The following is a 19,617-nucleotide window of genomic DNA, read 5'->3' as shown; positions in this document are numbered from 1 at the left end:
ACCGCTTATGTTCATGTTATGACGTTTAGGTTAGGCCTCACTTAGCCCTGAGCTAATACATAGGACGGCTGCTTCCGCCCGGAACGCTTCGCTCGCCGGATTGGGCTGCTCCTCCAATATGCGGAGTATCGCCTGCGGCTCCACGCCGGGCTGTGGCACACGGGATGGAGATACTACGTTCCAGTCCTGTTCACCCTTGAGCCTATAAGACAACTCATAGAGATAATAACCCTCATGCTGCCCGTCAGCGAGTTGGCTTGCCCCATCCTGCCACGAGCAGAGCTCAAGAGGATGCTGTTTATCTGGCAATTCACCGGACGCGAGTGTAATGCGCTCATTCCGGACTATCTGCTGCTTCTGTTCCCAAGCCTGCTGATCTAGGATTCCCAGCTCTAGGCGGTATTCCATTCCCGGCTCTCCATAAAGAGTCCAAGCCACTGGACTACCCACCGCAACGAACTTCGGTGCCTCCAGAAAAACTGGCTGATGAACCGGAACAAAACGTTCCGTCTGCTCCCACTCGCCCGCAGCTGGACTGCGTCTGCGATAATGCACCGTCCCCGTGAATTCAAGCTCCTGTTCCTGTAGTATAGCTTTTAGACACAGAGCAGCCTGCTCGTAAAGGTCCGTGCAGTTGTTATGCCCGAAGCGGTAGCCGATCTCATGGCGAAGTGGAATGCCGCGACTCCGGACTAAGGCCGCGAAGGCAAAGCTGAATCGGCTGAGGGTAAAGGCATCATGCGTGCCGTGGTTGATCAGCAGCTTTGTGCCGCTCGCTTTAAGACCCTCCAGGAAGAAAGTGGATTCCAGTCCGGTCGTTTCTTGTAGCCTTGCGGAGTCAGTAGCTCCCGTCAGCGTCTGTAGCAGCGTCTCGATTCCCGTACTTCCGGTCTGCGGACGCCGCCAATTCTTCTTCCAGATTTCCCGGTAACCGGTGTCTACCTCCGCAACATGCCAAATCAATGGGCAAGCCCCTTCCGCAAACTCACGGGTAAGCCCGTTCAGAATTAGCGGAGGTGCATAACACAATGTATACCGTACCCGGTACGGCAGTCTCAGAGGATTGCCTCCCGCCAGCAACGCAGTCAGCCCACCGCGTGAGCCACCCACGGCCACAACCTGCTCCGCATCACCGCCATAGCTATCTTGGCCTCTGGCAATTGCAGCTGCGATGCCGGCGTAAATGGAGCCTTGCAGGGAGCGGCTGCCGATGTACCCCCCGCCGTTCCAGAGAACACCAACAACACCTTTGCCTGTGCTGGCCAGAGTCTTGCCGATGATTTCCAGAAATGAGGGACCTACAGTGCTGAAATTATTTTCATTAGCATCATAATAACCGTTGAATAACAGCGGATAGCCCTTAACACTTTTCCCACTCCAATTGGGCGGCAAAATATAGGACGCAAGGCTATGCTTACCGTTCTCCGTAACTAACAGACTGCCGCTGATGAGCTGAAACACAGGCACATTGTTTAAAAGAGCCCCATCGTCAGTCGATTCATTACGGAAGACCACCGGATACCCAAAGGTCTTCAGGATACGGTCGCTCAAGGAGATGGCAACTAAATCATCTACTGCATAGAGACTGTAGCGGTCACCAATATAGTGTTCAAATTGCGGGGTTTTAAGTACTTTATCCCCTTCGTTACTGCCGAACAGCTGATAATCTTCGGTATTGTACACATAAGGGCTATCTGAATCGTTATTATAGAGCCGTACATGCTCAGCTACAACCTTCTCTCCAGCTTCGTCCATCCGCAGGGTTCCGATGCCGTCGGTTCCACCATAACGGAAGCCGCCTTTTCCCTCAGCAGCACTGTTATCCCAGTGTGATACTACTGGAAGCGTATTAATCAGCAACGGGCTGACCAATACGAATACTCCTTCTTCTAAATTCTGGCTTCCTTCCGTTTTTACTACCTCCGCCTCAACTGTATCCTCCCGCAGGGTTGACCAAGCTGCATTTTGGTAAGTCACTTCACCGCTGCGTAAGCATGCCAGCCGCAGTTCTGCGTTGTGCAATTTTAAATAATCAGCCACAGCCCTGGTAACTGGTACAGCAATGGGCGCAGTTCCACCATTCAGAATAAACCGACTTAGTGGAACGTATTTTCCCGGTACAAAACACAATGATTTACTCATGATCTCCTTCTCCTTCATCCGATATCGTTTCGCCCTGTGCTGTCAGAAACGAGCAAAATTTAATTTCTGGTAAGCCGTCGGTACTATTGTAATTCTCCCCAGCCAGAAATCCTCCCGACAGTTTCGGTGTGCAAGTAACCGTTACCGTCCTGTTTTCTCCCGGAAAAAGGGTGAGGAACTGTTCTTCTGCTTCCATCCAGTAGCGGTTCCCCTTCTCCTCAGCATGTACATGAAGCAGTACTTCACTACCAGTATTATGGAGGGTGAAGTGAGCTTGGTGACTTAACTCTCCTACACCAGTGGGTAGCCATAAGCTTTCCTGCCGCACGTGAAGGTTTCCACCTGTAAGCTCAAGTGCTGGGGCATAAAGATGTTTTTTGGCTGTGGAGAAGACATATAAATTTTGCTGCAGATCTTCTTCAACATTCCGGAATGACAATCTAACAAAATATAATTGATCCTCATCCTCAGACACGCTGAAATTAAGCTCGCCAGCACAGACAGCACGCTCTTTGTCTCCTTCTGCTTCAAAGAATTGCCGATGTAGGACCCGGCCCGCTGCATCGAGTACTTCCGCTTCAACATTAATCCTACCTCCATCCCCACCATGAACAAATACATTTCCCTGAAATCCGGTGCCAGGTATTAGCAGTAGACTGCGATAATCTAGCGATGCATGCAGCGGACGGAAGGCCTGTTTCACCCAATGGTAGGCCATCTTCGTTTCCCCATAATAATCGACAAGATTGGTGCAAGACACATTCGGCCAAGGCTCGTTGAACTGCCACACAATGCTCCCGCTGTTTCTGAATTTTCGGCGACGGTTGGCCTCCAACACGAAGCGGATACCTTCTGCTTGCATCCATTGGCTGCAAATGGTGAACTGCTTCAAATTGCTCATGCTACCAAACATTTCTTCTTCACGGCTAAGCGTATCCCACCACTCCCCGTGATGTCTCCATACCGCATTGTTCTCCATCGAGACAGGCTGTTGGTTGGTTGTCTTCAGAAATTTCTCTAGGCTTTTAAGAGAACTAAGTCCATCCACTCCGAATTCGCTATGCAGCAGATTATCGTTACTGCCATATAATTCGTAGTGATAGGGGTTGCCCATATACTTCCAGTAGCCATGAACATCATGACCCTGTCCCCTGGCTTCCGTAATATATTCCACCGGACCAGATGCCGAGGTAGGCAGAAAGAGCCGCTGCGGATCATACTGCTCTACCAGCCCCTTTAGCATCGCCAGATTGGAATCGCTGAGGTCTGAAGGCTTGTTTGGCTCACTCATTAATTCATTTCCACCGCTCCATACCGTCAGCGATACATGATTGCGTTTGTCGCAGAGTGTGGTGCAAGCCGTCTTGCGCAGCAGTTCCAGGAACTCAGGCAGCTTGGATGGAATATTATCAATGCCTGAACTCGATTGGATGAACTCCTGCCAGACCATAATGCCGTTTACATCACATAAGTCGTAGAAGGCCTTCTTCTCAATGATTCCGCCGCCCCATACCCGAACGAGATTGATATGTGCCGCTTTCATCAGATGGATCATCTGCTGATACTGTTCGACCGTCACATTTCCGTAGAGATGATCCAAGGGTGTGATATTAACCCCTTTTATATAAATCTTGCACCCGTTGATCACAACCGTATAAGGTAGCGCGTTGTCGGGGCTTCCTTCATTAAGGAGATAATTAAGTTTGCGGATGCCTGTCTGAAACCTTCTTGTATCGAGCTCCATATCGTATTCGTCCATTAGCTTCAACTCAAGGCTGTAGAGCGGTTGTTCTCCGTAGCCGTTTGGATACCATAGCTGAGGTTCAGGTATTTCGAGCTCCGCGTTTAGAACTTCTCCTGCAAGAAAGGAGTACGACTGAACCAGCAGCGGATTCCCCTTCGGATCAGAACAAGTGATGCTCGCTGTCACCCTCCCTGCATGTTCAGGATCAGCCATCTGTTTGATGCTTGCCTGAATAGAAATTCGACCTGACACCTGCCCGCCATTCTCACCAAGCTCCGCATCTGTAGTGATCGACACGTCTTGCCAAGAACAATCCCGGTGAACCCTCAGTACTACATCATCCCAGATTCCGACGTTGACTAACCTGGTGGAGAAATCCCATTTATAATTAAAACGGCTCTTCTGTGTGAAGGTGGCCGAGGTTTTGCCGATTTGCCCCATTTCATCCGGGGCTTGCTTCAGGAGCACTGAGATTTCCAGACTCTCCCGCTCCGAGAGTAGATCTGTAACATCAAATACAGCCGGCTCGAACATTCCCTTATGCTCACCCAACAGGAAATTGTCGGCGTAAACAGCTGCTTCATAGTCTAGACCTTGAAAGACAAGCTCAACTCGCGTTGACTCTAGCTCTGGAGGTTTTAATGTCGTGCGGTAAACCCACCAACGGTTCTCCACCCATTCACAGCTTAAACTGTTCAACTCTTCATAAGGATTGCTAATCCAGGCCTGTCTGTATAGATCATAATGAACTCCACCCGGCACGGTGGCTGACATCCAGTCTGTAACTCCCATCAATTCCTGCCCCAGCTCCATGCTGGTGCCCTTTAACGGCACCCAAGGCCAGTACCCTTTGACTTCCCAATTTAGATCGTTCAATAAAATTTGTTTCATGTCTTCTCCCGTTCCCCCAAATCCTGCATAATTTGGCGCTGTTCATGATTAAGAACGGCTCTGGCGCCATCGGTTAATGCGCTTACAATTCTATTCATCCAGCTTCATTATCAATGATAGCATCGGGTTATCATTTTCGAAGGCCCCTAACCCTGTGAAATCGTTTGTTAATCTGCTCAGTTGCAGCTAAGTACAAACAACCATTCTAGATAAAAACTATTTGTAGAACGCGAAAAAGGCTGAATTTTGGAAATTAGCGTCTTCTGGGTCCGAAACTCTCCAAATCTTAGAAGATGATTATACTGTGAAGTTAAAGTCTGCCCCCTATCTAGCAAAAAGAGCAGCGATTCTCTTGTTACATAGAGAATCACTGCTCTGCTGTTAAACAGCCCATCTTACTTACAGAAGCATAGTCCTTCTGTTATGTTCACCCATGTGAAATACAATGAGGAGCCCTTAGCAATCCCCTACTTGATCAACTCAAGAAGCTCATTCACAGTTGCTTTGTATTGTGGTTTGAACGCTGCGGATTTGATGTAACCCGCAAGGCTTGATAAGAACTGTCTTCCTTCAGGCGAATCGCTTACCTTGTCTGCATCTAAAGCGCACACTAGTAAGTTGCCTCCTCCTACGCTGCATTCCACGAGGAAACTAAGCTTATGATTTCTTTCAAAATTGTCGATGGTCTGCACCACGGGATTCCAACTGCGATCAGCTTCATCCATGATAATGGATTTTGAGTGCTGTACGATATTCCACCATGGATATGTTGAATACTCCTCGCTAGGGAACTCGTGGAATACAGGATGGCAGTTATCGATTAGCAGCCCCATGGTACCCACAGGAACTGGCCGGTTCATGCTCTCTGAGATTGAGCGGAACATTGGATAACACCAGAAATCTGTGCAGTAATAACCTTCAACAGCATTTTGGAGAGTTTCCGGTTTCGGCATCAGCAGCACGCTCTCACCTTGCTCCAGCAGTGCAAGCGCATCACTAGACAGCTTGTCGAATACATGGATGCCTTCCAGCATATTGCCGCTCTTTTCTGGGTAGATCCATAGCTCATAGCTCTTACGAATATCTGTCCCCTGTATCGAGAGAGACAATACGATTGTACTCATCCGGTCAACTACAGGCAGCGTTATCTCCAAATCACAGATATCGATGTAATTCGTTCCTGCAGGAACGTTCACCTCGGTTGTCCCTTCTGCCAAAATACCGTTATCCACAGTCAGTTCCCAACGTAATTCAAGTGTATCTGGCAAACCGCTGCGGAAGCAGCTTAGCTCTATATGAGCATCGAACGGTTCACCGGAGACATAGTTATACTTAGGAAATCTCGCCAGCAGAACGGCATCATTACAGAAGGTCCGCCATTCCTCAGGGCTAATCATTCCTTTGGAATCCATAAAGGCGTCGAGGACACCTACTAATGCTGTTCCCTGACCGCTGAAATCCTGAAGATCCAAGAGCTGGAAGCCGGCAAGTCTCCGGGAGCGGAATGCCGCCTCGAGTTCCTCTTTGTAACAGGCTACGGCCAACTGCCCTGAGCATTCGAAGTATTTAGCGGCTAAATGCCCCAGTCCCTTACTTTCTAAGCGTTCACGGAAAATTTTGAAATTCTCGGCCTTGAGTGGTCCATTATATTTTTCGATCTCTTCAAAATTTGGATAGGTTGCGTATTGTCCAATCTCATGCGAGACAACAGGAATGTGCGGTATCCATTCTCCGAAAGCCTCATCTGCCTTCACGGTCTTGGCTTCGGTACCATACTGAATCTGGATCTCACCGCCAGCTGTATCTTCCATCTTCTCTCCATTCAAGAGATCCAAGGGTACAATTTGATCATCATAATCCTTCATTGTACTCGGCAACGCAGTCTGTACATGTCCTAGTGGTGCATCACACATTGCATAAGAACCTCTGAAGAGTCGTTCTCTGGAGAAGCGCACACCGCTGAAGAAATCGTCATGTTCCAGAATTTCCGGTACCCATTGGTGGTTATTGGAGCCCTGTGTATAGAGAATCCGATTATCGAACGCTTTATATGCCTTCAGGAAAGAATCAATTTTAGCTTTACTGCCCCATAGCTCATTACCAAGGGACATCATCACAAAGGAAGGATGGTTGCCGAAAGCCTGGAGAATGGCATAACCCTCGTTGATCAGATAATCCTGTTCGGCCTGATTATGGCCCTCATCCGTTTCTTCCGTGATTGTACCCCAGAATGGAAGTTCTGGTTGCATATAGATCCCAAGCATATCTGCAGCGGTAAATGCAGCCTCCGGTGGACAGCAGGTGTGGAAGCGATAATGATTGATACCGTAGGACTTGGAAATGCCAAGGATTCTTACCCATTCCTCGACATCAGTTGGGGCATAGCCGGTGAGCGGGAAGATCAGGCCGTCATGTTTGCCGCGGAGAAAGGTTTTCTCTCCGTTGATTGTAAACTTGTCACCCTCCGCTCGAAATTCCTTCAAACCAAAGCTGAGCTCCTGTTGGTCAGTGATATGTCCATCCCTGTCTTTCAAAACAAGGGTTATATTATAAAGATTGGGAGCGCCTTCACTCCAGAGCAACGCGTTTTGGCCTAGCACATAATCGACGGAAATAAGCCCCGGTGAAACAGGAAACTCACGCTCGTCCACCGCGTGTGTCTCTTCACTGTTGAAGCTTTGGGCAGACACCGCAAGCGTAGTTTCACTGTTGCTGTCCAAGGTTGCTGTAATACGAACCGTACGTGCAGCCAGATTCGACTCCAGTCGGATATTAGTAAGCTGCGATTCCCCATAGAACTGAAGCTCCATACGACCGGTAATCCCATTCCAGTTGGTCTGGGTATCCTGCGAAGTCAAATGTCCGCCCTTGGTTGGGTAATCGGTATTGTCCACACGGACGGTGATTGTATGAATTCCAGCTTGTAGCTTCGGCAATTCATATATATGCGGGGTGTTCAGACTGTTACGGCTACCGATCTCCGTATTGTCGAGCCAAAGCGTCGTAAGTCTCGTCCGTTCCAAAAATAGATAGCAGGCCTTACCGGCCAGCTCATCCGGAATGAATACTTCTCTTGCGAACCAGACTTGCCCTTCAAACAGATATTCATCCGTTAGAGCGCTTACTAAAACTTCCTCGTTCTTTGGTCCTTTACGTGCGTATGAAGTTGTTCCCGGCAGTGTGATAACATCTGTAAAAGGCAAGGTTAGTCCATGTTTAGTCTTGTCCAATTGCAACTTCCATTCGCCTTCAAGGTTGATCTTTGTCTGCAAAATATCACTCCTATTATGGTAATCACTGAACTCTAGCAGTATAATGCTCTACTATATAAAGATTAGCATATTAAACCAGATAATTCAGTAGAGGGGTTATTTACACATTCTCCAACACAAGCTTGCACATGTCCTTTACTACCTCGGAGGCTCCTGCTACGAAACCGCCTCCAACATCTTGCGCATTTGAGCTGCACTTTTTTGGATATTTTTCACGCCAGGCTTATCGGTTTCAGAAATAGGTTTAATCAGGATATCCAGTCCTTCTTTTATCATTATTAGCGAAAGCGATTTCAAATCTGATATCGAGAGAAAAATTACAATACAAACAAGGACGACACTAATGTCATCCTTGTTATATTATTTTTATTTAACGAGTTAATCTAATCACCTGTACCTCGTGTGGTTGTACAACAGCATTTACCACAAAATTTGCTGTCACTTGCAGCGAACGCATTTGAAATAACGGCATGGACCGACCTTCAAGATAAGACCATTCTTCTGGACACATGTCCTTAGGTGCCCCCATATTCAACCATTCATCAAAGGCGCTTCCCCCAGCTGGACCTACCGAATACCTTCGCTCTGTATAAACACCCGACGTTAAGCCGTCTAGACGAATGTGATACTGACGGGTATTACGTATATTGAACACATTGTAACGTTCGGATTGAGTCAAGTGAGTAGTATGACGGTAGCGATATAGAGTATCATAATGACAATAATTATATAGAAATATCTGTATTTCACCTTTTGAGGAAGTTATAAAATACCCGTCACCTTCAGCTATCAGACCGCTTCCTGCATAACGTAACAATTGCAGTGCCCGATAACAGCTTTTGGGCAAACCTCCGCGAGTGAATAAACCAAACCCGCCATGAAAAAGATCCGACGAAGGAATAATCTCCTCCATATGGTCACTGAGCGACCAGTATCCCATAGCCTCAAAGTGGTCGTAATTCTCCAGGATATTTTTGAAAAGAAAAGCAGATTTATAGGAAGTATCATTACACAAATCACGCTGCCATATGTTATTACTCCACTCATCAAGAATCACGGGCAGACAAGCGAAACCACGTTGACGCAACAGTTTTTTGACCTTATGTAAGGAGTGTTTCAAAAACTGTTCATCACCACTTACCGCAAGTGGAAAAGCTTCATCCTCTGCCATGAGCTGAAGACCAGTATCTTCCTGACCCGGTAATATGCTGTGATAAGCACGTAGAGCCAGAGAGTCGGGCATACAATTCCCCTTACTGCAAGACACTAGAAATTCACTGATAAAATCAGTTGCATCAATATTGCTTCCTGGACCAACAATATGTAGTTGCGGATCGATTGCGCGGATGGCGAGGCTGGTTTCTCGGTAAAGCACCCAGTATTCTTCCATGGTAAACACACCATATCCAGAAAACTCTGGACTCACGAAGGGAGCAAGCCTCCATTCCCGCACGGACTCAATTCCATACCGATCAATGAAATGCCTAACAAGGGAAGTCACAAGGGCGAGCCATTCGTCTAGATGCTCAGGCATAGATAGGATACTTGGTCTCTTAAATGGAAACACGGCTTCCCTCGCTAATACAGAGGGCATATAACTAAATTCCACATAAGGCTTTAACTCCACTGAAAGCATGAAGTCCAGTACTTCATCTACATAAACAAAGTTATAATCTGCGCTACCAGACATTTTCCTGACAAACAGCATCATGTCATCGTCTAACAGACCTTTGCAACGCATATAGCGAAAGCCAATCTCATTTTGCAGCTTTCGTATTTGTGCCTGTACCGCGCCATTCAACAGATCCTTGGCGTATCCTGCATTAATCAACGTCCGCCAGTTATGACTCAGTGTCCGAATCTTACGGTTAGTGTCCACATGAAGATCATATCCCTCGTTGACCTGGGGTTGGACAATGGAGTGGTCGTTGTGATGCAAATGCTGCATTAGTGAAGTGAAATCAGTCGAAAATTCCGCTGAAATCATATCGTTATCCTTTGGATCTGTCGCATCATGTTCATTTACTATACGGTATTGCCCTGGTGTAACACCAAAGCGCCGTTTGAAGGCGTCGATCAAAGCGTTGGTACTTGGAAACCCAACTTCTGAGGCGATGTCCGTGATCGTTCTTTCACTAGGAAGAAGTGCCACCGCCTGACTCAATCTGACATTCGTAAGGTAGGCAGTAAAGGTAAGGCCAAGTTGTTTCTGAAATAAATGAGACAGGTAGGAGCTACTTAAATAGATAGTAGAAGCCAGACCACTCAGAGTGATATTTTCTCGATAATGCCGGTGGAGAAAGTCGGTTGCTTTGCGCAATCTTTCCTTACTTGAGGATTTGGCGGGATCCTTTTGCTTGCTCTGCTCAAGAAAAGTATGTACTAGACTGTTTAGCAATACACCTACACGACTACGCATTAGTATAGGTAAACGAGATTCGTTTTTGTAATAGGCTTGGAATACACTGGCGAACTCACTTCGGACTACATTAAAGCGATCTTGTTCGTCCTTAGAGTATAGAAAAGACTTACACTCTATAAGTATACTTTCAATCTCAGGACAAAAAGCTGCCAAAAATGCGGGCGAGATAAACAGCGACAGCGCCTTGCCCGAACCTAGCATATTTAAAGCGTGCAGTTGGTAGCTATTCAACACAATAATGTCATCCTGCCGAACTTCATAGGTAAACTGATTGTCATCCAGCTGTAGGACCCCAGTTCCCTGCAATATATACATTACCTCAAGTTCTTGATGCCAGGAAGCGATAGCGTCTTCAGGGAGGTTAATTGAAAACCTAAAATCCGAGGCTATCAATGTATTTTCTTGCATACCTAACCTCCTATTCATAAATCTTAGTAGAGCCCTTGCCTCCTCCAAAATCCTATCATATAAACCCATGAAATCAAGTTTACTGTTAATAATGACTTTTTGCATCAGTACTCGAACGTTGTATTGTTCCACCCGTTACTGATTACCAAAAAGGTAGAAGACTTATAGATCTGTCTTCTACCCTTTTTGAAAGCTGATTATCTGCAGCGTACACTTAGTATTTGCTCTGGGAATTTACTAATCTAAAAACCCTTTGACTAAGCCCAGCGGCAATGGCTTGGGCTGCTCGCAGCTGGTTACCAGCTGAGCATATTGCTTAGAGTCAGAACTTGTATGGAATGCATGCATGATCTCAAGTACGTGATTCGCGAGTTCTCCGTTTGCACGAGGATTTTCCCCCGTGTCTATGCAGTGTGCCATATCTGCTACTCCTATGCCTCTACTATTATCTGTATAATTGTAGATAAGTGGGATCTCTTGGAATTCCGAGCTGTGTGCCGGGCGTAAAAGGATTGGCCCTCCAAAGTTGTTAGGGTCCGGTACGATCAAGGTTCCTTGCGATCCGTAGATTTCGATCCTCGGCAAAGTACTGTGCCAAACATCAAAGCTAGTAATCATGGTTGCCACAGCACCACTCTCAAACTGAATCGTTCCAGCAACATGTGTGGGCACCTCTACATCAATGATTTTGCCAAACTTTTTGTCGCTCGTGATCGTTCTATGAGCAAACGAGGTTTTAGTGATGCCGCAAACTGTTTTAGCTGGGCCTAGCAAAGATACTAACGCGGTTAGATAGTAGGGTCCCATGTCAAACATGGGTCCTCCACCGGATTTATAATAAAATTCCGGATCAGGATGCCAGCTTTCATGTCCGTGACAAAGCATAAAGGCAGTTGCTGCCACCGGCTCCCCGATATAACCATCCGCTATCAGCTTACTGCAGGTTTGCAGACCACCTCCAAGGAAAGTATCTGGTGCGCAGCCAAGGAACAGGTTCTTTTCCTTCGCCAGACGAACTAGCTCGGTACCATTTTCCAGGGAAAGGGATAAGGGCTTCTCCACATACACATGCTTGCCAGCTAGCAAGGCTTGCTTGCATACGTCAAAATGAAAATTAGGCGTTGTTAGATTAACGACGATTTCAATATCTTCCGAATTAAGTAATTGTTCTGTCGTCCATACATGTGGAACGCCATATTTCTCCGCCGCTTGCTCTGCACGACCTTTATCCAGGTCGGAACAAGCATAAACCTCAGTATTAACGAAAGTCCCGTTCAAATTCTCAAAATAAATGCTGCTGATGTTGCCACAGCCGACTATACCTACCTTCACTTTGCGCAAGATCGTTCCCACCTTATCTCAGTTTTAGTTAGCCGCCCACAAAAAGCCTTTTCGCATCAGTTCCTTGGCTTCCGGAATATCGAAAACATCTGCATGATGTCCAAGTGAATTATAGAAAACCTTCCCTTTTCCCCATTTCTTCGTATATACAACGGGCATCGTGATGACACCATTTGCTGAATGTTCGCCCTCAGTCATTACGAAGGTAGTCGTTGCCAAGACATCCACTGCAGGATCTACATGTAAATAATATTGTTCCGATTTTACCTTGAAGTCTTGGATGCCCTCCACAATGGGACTGGAGCCAGAATGTACGATATTAACTTCGTACTCTACCCCGTCGTTAAATGGATGTGCTACCCATTGTGACCCGGTCAAAAATTGCCACTCTGTATTGTTACGGAAAGAGTCGCACATTCCTCCATGACAACCGGCAATTCCTACTCCAGAAGCTACTGCCTTCAGAACCGAGGATACCTGATCATTACTGATTTCTCCCATGGTCCATACCGGTACAATAAGACTTAAATCCGCAAGCTTTTCTGCACTGTTGAAGCTCTCCAACGTGTCAGACACTTCAACTTCAAAGCCCTCAGCCTCTAGAATACCAGCAAAAATTGCAGCTACTTCATTTGGTTCATGCCCATCCCATCCACCTTTTACAATCAATGCTTTCTTCGTCATCCTGCAATCTCCTTTTCCTTTACATATGTAATCAACCTTTTTTCCATCTGATGAAATTGTAATCCAGATCAGAGAGGTGTGCTCGCCATTTCACTTGTAGGAATGGTCATTTTTTGCTAAGTTTTACTGGTGAACCTAAAATTTAAACCGCATGAACAGGAGATCTCATGAAAGCCTTTCACGAAAATAGAACTTACCATTCCACTTTCCCCTTCACTGTAATAATGTCTAATGATATTGATTTTCTAGCCCACTGGCATAACGATCTTGAGATAGTTTATGTATTTGAAGGTTCAATTCGGATGGGAATTAACTCCGAAACGAGGATCTTGAAAGCGGGAGATATGGCTATATGCAGCAGCGGAGACATCCACTACTATGACAGTAAAGACAGCAGCTCCAAGATAATGATGGTGATATTCAATCCTTCGTTAATCGGTTTTCCTGGAGGATGGCCTTTGAATGTGAGACTGACTTCACCATTTATAGAGAAAATAATTGCTACACGAGAAGAAGAAGTGTGTATCAACAACCGTCTTTCTCTGATCCTGCAAGAACTTATGAATGAATATAATCAGAAGCTGGAATATCATGAACAGGTAATCATTGGCCTTTTGCACGAGTGGAGCGGACTCATTTTACGGCATGTTCCTTCGGATAAGATTAATCCACAGAAAGATAAAAGGCGCATCACTAACATGAAGATTATGCAAGGTGTTCTTGAATACCTCGACGTCAACTACATGCATCCCATCACACTTGCTGACGCTGCACGGCAAGCCAATATGAGCCTCTTTTATTTCTCCCGCTTCTTCAAGAGTCTTTCCGGTATGAGCTATATTGCGTACCTTAGCAACATCCGAGTCAACCAGGCAGAACAGCTGCTGCTGACCACAGACAAAACCATTTTGGATATCGCGCTGGAATGCGGTTTCACTAATATCCGCACCTTTAACAGAGTATTTAAACAGATTAAACAACGGACTCCAAGTGAATTACGTTAAATGATACATCGTCCGTTAGCTTACTTATGCAAACAAAAAACCGATGATCTTTTGGTTTAGATCATCGGCTTTATTTTAATCTTCCTTAGAAACCATATTTAGCTTCTTCAGCCTCTCGAATTTTGGCATAAGTCTCAGAGAGCACATAGGTATCTTCCACTAAGCGGTCTATACGGAATAGCACATCATCATTTACTATTTCTTTTCGATAAAAATCCTTCTCTTCTATAAATACATACGTTTGAACAATTTGCGCTTTCATATAGGCCAATATCGGTTTCAATTGCTGCTCAGCTACCAGATAGTGTCGTGCAGATCCTGCCGTGACGAGCATACTTACAACTTTGTGCTGAAATGCTTTTTCAGGCGCTAAATCGAATATATTCTTTAGTGTTGCTGGGATGGAGGCTTGAAATATAGGTGTTCCGATTACAATTACATCTGCATCCATGATCGTTTGAATGACGTACTTGGTATCCCCTTCGTATTCCAGAAAATTGCGACCATCACTGAACTGAACATCATACTCCGCCAGATCTAGAAGTGTAACTTCTGCATCTTGGTATTTTTTATAGAACGAATTTACTGTGTAATTCATGGCGATTCTGGTTTTTGAGCCTATCTTTGACCCCGATAACGCTACGATTTTCATATTTCTGACCTCCTAGAGTTTATTTTTTTGCCGTATATTTTTTAATAGCCGGTAGAATCTCAGAACCAATTAAATCTATGTTTTTCATTAAACTTTCAAAAGGTACGCCACCAAAATCCATTTGTGCGATATATCGTTGATGGCCGAAGAGTTCATGTTGATATAGAATTTTTTCAATGATTTCCTGTGGGCTGCCAATATTCATAACATCGCGCGGATCGGCTCCTTGAGCAAACGCCTGTTTAGGAAAACCACGTCCATTTGTTAATTTCATTCCTTCATTTATATATGGATAATAGGCTCTTTGGGCCTTCTGTGTCGTTTCATCCGCGTAAAAGAATCCAGCAGTCGCTACAGGCAGCTTCGACGGATCGAATCCGTTCTGGCTTGCAGCTTCACGATAAGCATCAATGGATCTTTTAAACAAGACTGCGGGACCCCCTAAATGGGCCAAAAACATAGGAACACCTGCAATACCTGCTTTGATCGCACTGGCAGAAGTTCCCCCTACGGCTCTCCATATCGGTAAGTTTCCCTCAGGACGGGGGAGGATTCTTGCATTTTTGAGAGGTTTACGAAATTCTCCCTTCCAATTCATAACTTCGTTTTCATTTATCTTTAATAACAAGTCGAATTTTTCTTCAAATAATTCCTCATAATCATTAAGATCATAGCCCAATAATTCATATAGCCCTACTCTAGAGGCACGGCCAGCTATAATTTCAGCTCGACCATTTGAGATCAAATCAATTGTAGCGAAATCTTCGTACACTCTAACCGGATCAGAGGTGCTTATAATCGTAGACGAGCTACCTATTTTCATTTTCTTAGTAGCCTGTGCAATAGCTGACAGCACAACGCTATGGGCCTGAGTAGCAAAATACTCTTGATGACTCTCTCCTACACTAAAAAAATCAATTCCTGCTTGCTCCGCTAATTGAGCCAAGTCAATAATTTCACGTATGCGTTGTTTGGCAGATATTCTGCTCCCAGTTTCAGGGTTCGCTAGATGATCACCTAATGTATAAAGTCCAAACTCTAAGCCGTTGTCTGCATTGATCCGATATTGTTCCATAATTATCCTCTTTTCTTTAAGAAGTTAGAATTCATTTATGATTTGCCCATTAAATATATTTAAGTTAGTCACTATAATAATTATAGTTAAGTGCTCTCATAATGTCAAACTAATGATCCTGTTAAGAAAAAAAACTACTCGAATCAAGCCTTTCTGCTAAGAATCCCTTATAATAATCTCCACATGGTATATTTAGGATATTGATTTGATTATTAAAGTGATAAACAAAAAAAGGAGACTTGTAGTCATGCACAGCCGCCGCTTCATGAACGTATTACTTATTCTTTTCTTATTGGCTTCCAATTCGACTCCGATCTTCGCATCGGCATCTGTTGTACCGAAGTTATCCGATGCTGTCCAACGATCTGCTATCCAACCCTCTGTCACAATTAATGGCATAAACTTTTTCTTTCAAGATGAGTTGCCTACGCTAAAAGTGGGAACAACGTTCGTTCCAACCCAACTTTTTGAGCATCCTGACATACAAGCCGATATTTCGAAGTTTATAGATAACCCTTATCCGCATGTTTTTATTTCTCATTTTAACGGAGCACTTTCTATTTATCCGGATATAAGTGATTATATGTTTAGCGATTACAACGAAGATATAGAGGATTCTGACGTCTGGATCGATTGGAAGAGTCCTACACCTTATCTCTCCGGCAGTGATATTATGGTCCCATTGCGCGCCATTGCCGAACGAATCGGGATCTCCGTTGATTGGGATGTAGCAACTAGAACAGCGAACATTACCACGGATGATGACTTTCGTGCTGAACTCGAATCTCCTGAGGCGTGGCAAGATTGGCTAGGCATGAAACCTATAGAGATGGATGACCCCTCAGGAGAGGCAATAACAGAGCAGGAGTTAACTCAATTTGCTATTTTGAGCGGACTTCCAGTTCTGGACTCTCGGATTATTGATAAATATACGGCTGTACTCTTACATATCGAAGAGGAAGATGGCGTAGAATCGCTTACGTTGAAATACGTCGATCGTTTAAAAAACGGGAGTTTGAACTGGAGTATGGATTTAGGCATGGGGGATGATGGAGACGACGTCCAAGTGAAGCGGAGCGGACAGCTCGTTAGTGTCGGTATGTTCGATCAAGGTCTTAAGAAGCAATTCAGTCATTTCGAGGTAAGTTATAAAGTTCATGATAAGAGAGTAACTCACACCTATGATATCGCAGGGAAACAAGGCATGTTTTTTGATATTCCTGAGGAAGTGACAAGCGGAGAGATAACATTCTTTGGGAAAAACGGTTACACATTCGAAACGTATTTCTGGTGAGCTGACAAGCTTAAGCAAAAGTAAAAGGTACCCAAATTGGGTACCTTTTACTTTTGCTTAACGCTGGACGAGCTATTATGCTGTATAGCGAGTCTAACCAGTATACTCGCACCAGGAACTAGCATCGCTTCATCGATATTAAACTGTGGCTGATGGATAGCATGGTAAATCCCCTTCTCCTTATTGCCGCAACCGATAAAGGCGAAGGCACCAGGGACTTTTTCAAGATACCAACCAAAATCCTCACCAGCCAGACTTGGCTGCTCCAGAAGTATTACCTGATCCTCTCCTAGAACTGCACGGGCTGCATGAAGCACCTGCTGCACCGCTTCCGCATTGTTCACTACTGCAATTCCTTCACGCAGCTCCAGCTTGTATTTCCCTCCGTAAGACTCAGCTATAGCTGAAGCATGGCGCTGTAAACCATTTGTAATTTCAGCTACCGTCGTCTTGGTAAATGCTCTGAACGTTCCTGTCAGTTCACTGTGTTCAGCGATCACATTAACAGCAGTACCAGCCTGCAACGTTCCGAAGGCCAACACCGCCGCCTCCTGCGGATCGATTCGATTAGCCATTAAACCGTTAATTTCTCCTATAAATTGTGCCGCCATCTGGATCGCATCTACAGCTCTGTGCGGAGCACTATGATGACCGGATGTCCCCTGAAATTCCACCTTAAAATGGCTGGACGCTGCCATGGCATCATGAGGGTGAATACCAAGCGTTCCGACTGGAAGCTCTGGCATGACATGCAGCGCGTAGGCATAATCGACACCTTCCAGCACGTTATCCTCAATGAGATCGCGGCCGCCCGAGAGTAATCTTCCATCAAGCGGACTCTTGACCGCGCCTTCCTCAGCTGGTTGAAAGACGAAAATAATGGTGCCAATCAATCGTTCCCGGAAGGCTGCCAAGGTTCGGGCAGCCCCCAACAGCATAGCGGTATGGGCATCATGGCCACAGGCGTGCATGATGCCGTCATTGACTGACTTGTAAGGCAACTCATTGCACTCTTGTATCGGCAGAGCATCCATATCTGCCCTTAGAAGAAGCGTGGGGCCACTATTTCCATTGCCTGCTAGGCCTTGCAGGAGGCCGACCACCCCCATTCCGAAATGTTTGCCGACATTTCTCCGTACTGTGATCCCCCACTCCTCCAACAATTCTGCTACTTTATTAGAAGTGCGGACGACATCATACAGTAGCTCCGGATGGGCATGCAAATCACGACGGTATTCAATCATTTCATCCTGCAGCTGACCGGCGTAATGCATCATCTCCGCAATATTTGAGTTTTGGTGGATTGCGAATACTGGATCAACCGTCAAATTTGCCCTGCTGGCTGAGAAGCTTTGGAATAGCGGTTCTCCGGCAACGGAATGCCGAGGTTTCCACGCAGCGTGCCACTTTCGTATTCAGTGCGGAACAAACCCCGCTCCTGCAGAATCGGTACCACCCGATCGATGAATTCCTCCAGTCCGTTAGGGACGGCAGCCGCGATCATAAATCCATCTGCCCCACCACTCTCAAACCAAGTTTGAATCTGATCAGCTACTTGTTCCGGTGTTCCAATGAAGCTGCTGCGTGGAGTAGCTGATTGCAAGGCGACCTGCCGAAGTGTCAAGCCTCTCTCCTTCGCATCCTTTTTGATTTTATCCGTTCCGCTCTGAAAGCTATTACGTCCGAGCTCGCCAAGCTCAGGAAAGGGCTCATCCAGCGGATATTGCGAGAAATCATGATGCTCGAAGAATCTGCCTAAGTAGTTCAGTGCATTCTCAATCGTTACAAGGCCAGCAATCTCCTGGTATTTGCGCTCTGCCTCCTCCGGTGTGTCACCGATGATTGGAGCGATTCCAGGGAAGATCAGCACCTCCTCCGGATTCCGGTCAAACGAAGCTACCCGTGTCTTAACATCGTTGTAGAATGCTTGGGCATCTTCTAGCGTTTCGTGTCCAGTGAAGATAGCATCTGCTTCCTTGGAGGCGTAATTTTTACCGACTTCCGAGGATCCTGCCTGAAATACGACTGGCTGCCCCTGTTTCGAACGAGCAATATTCAGCGGTCCCTTCACAGAGAAGAACTCTCCTTGATGGTCCAGGGTATGCATTTTTTGCGGATCAAAGAATACACCTGACTCCTTGTTGCGTACAAACGCATCATCCTCCCAAGAATCCCATAATCCGCGCGCCACCTGCAAATATTCGGTAGCAATGCGGTAGCGCTTGCCATGGTCAGGATGTTCTTTTTTGCTGTAATTTGACGCAGATCCTTCCAGAGGTGAAGTCACCACATTCCAGCCGGCCCGGCCGCCGCTGATTACATCCAGTGAGCCGAATTGACGCGCTACGGTAAATGGTTCACTGTACGAAGTAGACAGGGTACCAACTAAACCGATGTTAGTGCTGACGGCTGCGAGTGCGCTAAGAATGGTCAGCGGCTCAAACCGGTTAAGGAAATGAGGAATGGACTTTTCATTAATGTACAGACCGTCTGCGATGAAGATCAGATCCAACTTGCCTTCTTCTGCCTTCTGTACCCACTCTTTGTATAATTCAAAGTTTACACTGGCATCTGGTTTGGCATCTGGATGGCGCCACATCGACGTGCTGCCTCCTACCCCATGCAGCAGTGCACCCAGCTTCAGTGGTCTTGGTTTGGTCATGTTCATTCCTCCTAAAAGTTTTGTGA

At 45.9% G+C, this 19,617-nt stretch carries 12 protein-coding genes; 2 read left to right on the top strand and 10 right to left on the bottom strand.

Going from position 1 to position 19,617, the window contains the following annotated elements; genetic code table 11:
* Window positions 1-30: 30 nt before the first annotated feature.
* The 6 genes from MHB64_RS15515 to MHB64_RS15490 all read right to left on the bottom strand — a co-directional run bounded on the left by MHB64_RS15515 (window position 31) and on the right by MHB64_RS15490 (window position 12,904).
* Window positions 31-2,142 (bottom strand): hypothetical protein, encoded by a 2,112-nt coding sequence (locus tag MHB64_RS15515; protein WP_341134800.1) that lies wholly within the window; start codon window positions 2,140-2,142, stop codon window positions 31-33.
* Entirely contained in the window at window positions 2,135-4,777 is a 2,643-nt protein-coding gene (locus MHB64_RS15510; RefSeq protein WP_341134799.1) for a glycoside hydrolase family 2 protein, read from the bottom strand. Before MHB64_RS15510 ends, MHB64_RS15515 begins: the two co-directional genes overlap by 8 nt.
* 467 nt (window positions 4,778-5,244) lie before the next feature.
* A complete protein-coding gene (locus tag MHB64_RS15505) occupies window positions 5,245-8,049 on the bottom strand; it encodes a glycoside hydrolase family 2 TIM barrel-domain containing protein (protein ID WP_341134798.1) in 2,805 nt (934 codons plus the stop codon).
* 370 nt (window positions 8,050-8,419) lie between these two features.
* The gene (locus tag MHB64_RS15500; protein WP_341134797.1) at window positions 8,420-10,879 is read right to left on the bottom strand and encodes a GH39 family glycosyl hydrolase; all 2,460 of its coding nucleotides are present in this window, start codon (window positions 10,877-10,879) and stop codon (window positions 8,420-8,422) included.
* A gap of 237 nt (window positions 10,880-11,116) precedes the next feature.
* Window positions 11,117-12,220: a Gfo/Idh/MocA family protein gene (locus MHB64_RS15495; RefSeq protein WP_341134796.1), complete on the bottom strand. Its 1,104-nt coding sequence runs from the start codon at window positions 12,218-12,220 to the stop codon at window positions 11,117-11,119.
* A 24-nt stretch (window positions 12,221-12,244) separates the two neighbouring features.
* Window positions 12,245-12,904, bottom strand: a complete 660-nt coding sequence (locus MHB64_RS15490; protein ID WP_094869018.1) for a ThuA domain-containing protein — start codon at window positions 12,902-12,904, stop codon at window positions 12,245-12,247.
* A 224-nt stretch (window positions 12,905-13,128) separates the two neighbouring features.
* On the opposite strand from MHB64_RS15490, the gene MHB64_RS15485 reads away from it, so the two are divergent.
* Window positions 13,129-13,908, top strand: coding sequence for an AraC family transcriptional regulator (locus MHB64_RS15485; protein WP_341134795.1), 780 nt, complete (start codon window positions 13,129-13,131; stop codon window positions 13,906-13,908).
* 85 nt (window positions 13,909-13,993) lie between these two features.
* Here MHB64_RS15485 and MHB64_RS15480 read toward each other — a convergent pair whose 3' ends face one another.
* Both MHB64_RS15480 and MHB64_RS15475 read right to left on the bottom strand, forming a co-directional pair.
* Window positions 13,994-14,560: an NADPH-dependent FMN reductase gene (locus tag MHB64_RS15480; RefSeq protein WP_094869020.1), complete on the bottom strand. Its 567-nt coding sequence runs from the start codon at window positions 14,558-14,560 to the stop codon at window positions 13,994-13,996.
* 19 nt (window positions 14,561-14,579) lie between these two features.
* A complete protein-coding gene (locus tag MHB64_RS15475; protein ID WP_341134794.1) occupies window positions 14,580-15,635 on the bottom strand; it encodes an LLM class flavin-dependent oxidoreductase in 1,056 nt (351 codons plus the stop codon).
* Between the two features lie 247 nt (window positions 15,636-15,882).
* Here MHB64_RS15475 and MHB64_RS15470 point away from each other — a divergent pair, with 247 nt between their 5' ends.
* On the top strand, window positions 15,883-16,929 hold the full coding sequence (locus tag MHB64_RS15470; protein WP_341134793.1) for a stalk domain-containing protein: 1,047 nt from the start codon (window positions 15,883-15,885) through the stop codon (window positions 16,927-16,929).
* Window positions 16,930-16,976: 47 nt separating this feature from the next.
* Here MHB64_RS15470 and MHB64_RS15465 read toward each other — a convergent pair whose 3' ends face one another.
* Together MHB64_RS15465 and MHB64_RS15460 are read right to left on the bottom strand one after the other, a co-directional pair.
* Window positions 16,977-18,257 carry a M20 metallopeptidase family protein gene (locus MHB64_RS15465; protein WP_341134792.1) on the bottom strand — a complete coding sequence of 427 codons (1,281 nt, stop codon included), beginning with the start codon at window positions 18,255-18,257 and terminating at the stop codon, window positions 16,977-16,979.
* A complete protein-coding gene (locus MHB64_RS15460) occupies window positions 18,254-19,591 on the bottom strand; it encodes an LLM class flavin-dependent oxidoreductase (RefSeq protein WP_341134791.1) in 1,338 nt (445 codons plus the stop codon). The genes MHB64_RS15465 and MHB64_RS15460 overlap by 4 nt, the downstream gene beginning before the upstream one ends.
* Window positions 19,592-19,617 lie beyond the last annotated feature (26 nt).

Origin of the sequence: Paenibacillus sp. FSL K6-2859, from assembly GCF_038008265.1 — a bacterium.
Classification (GTDB): Bacteria; Bacillota; Bacilli; order Paenibacillales; family Paenibacillaceae; genus Paenibacillus_AQ; species Paenibacillus_AQ nitricinens.
The sequence above is the reverse complement of the archived record's forward strand: the minus strand, read 5'-3'. Positions and strand labels throughout refer to the sequence as shown.

Coding starts and splice junctions, on each gene's coding strand:
- MHB64_RS15515 (WP_341134800.1), bottom strand. CDS start 2,142: ATGAGTAAATCATTGTGTTTTGTACCGGGAAAATACGTTCCACTAAGT.
- MHB64_RS15510 (WP_341134799.1), bottom strand. CDS start 4,777: ATGAAACAAATTTTATTGAACGATCTAAATTGGGAAGTCAAAGGGTAC.
- MHB64_RS15500 (WP_341134797.1), bottom strand. CDS start 10,879: ATGCAAGAAAATACATTGATAGCCTCGGATTTTAGGTTTTCAATTAAC.
- MHB64_RS15490 (WP_094869018.1), bottom strand. CDS start 12,904: ATGACGAAGAAAGCATTGATTGTAAAAGGTGGATGGGATGGGCATGAA.
- MHB64_RS15485 (WP_341134795.1), top strand. CDS start 13,129: ATGTCTAATGATATTGATTTTCTAGCCCACTGGCATAACGATCTTGAG.
- MHB64_RS15480 (WP_094869020.1), bottom strand. CDS start 14,560: ATGAAAATCGTAGCGTTATCGGGGTCAAAGATAGGCTCAAAAACCAGA.
- MHB64_RS15475 (WP_341134794.1), bottom strand. CDS start 15,635: ATGGAACAATATCGGATCAATGCAGACAACGGCTTAGAGTTTGGACTT.
- MHB64_RS15470 (WP_341134793.1), top strand. CDS start 15,883: ATGCACAGCCGCCGCTTCATGAACGTATTACTTATTCTTTTCTTATTG.
- MHB64_RS15460 (WP_341134791.1), bottom strand. CDS start 19,591: ATGACCAAACCAAGACCACTGAAGCTGGGTGCACTGCTGCATGGGGTA.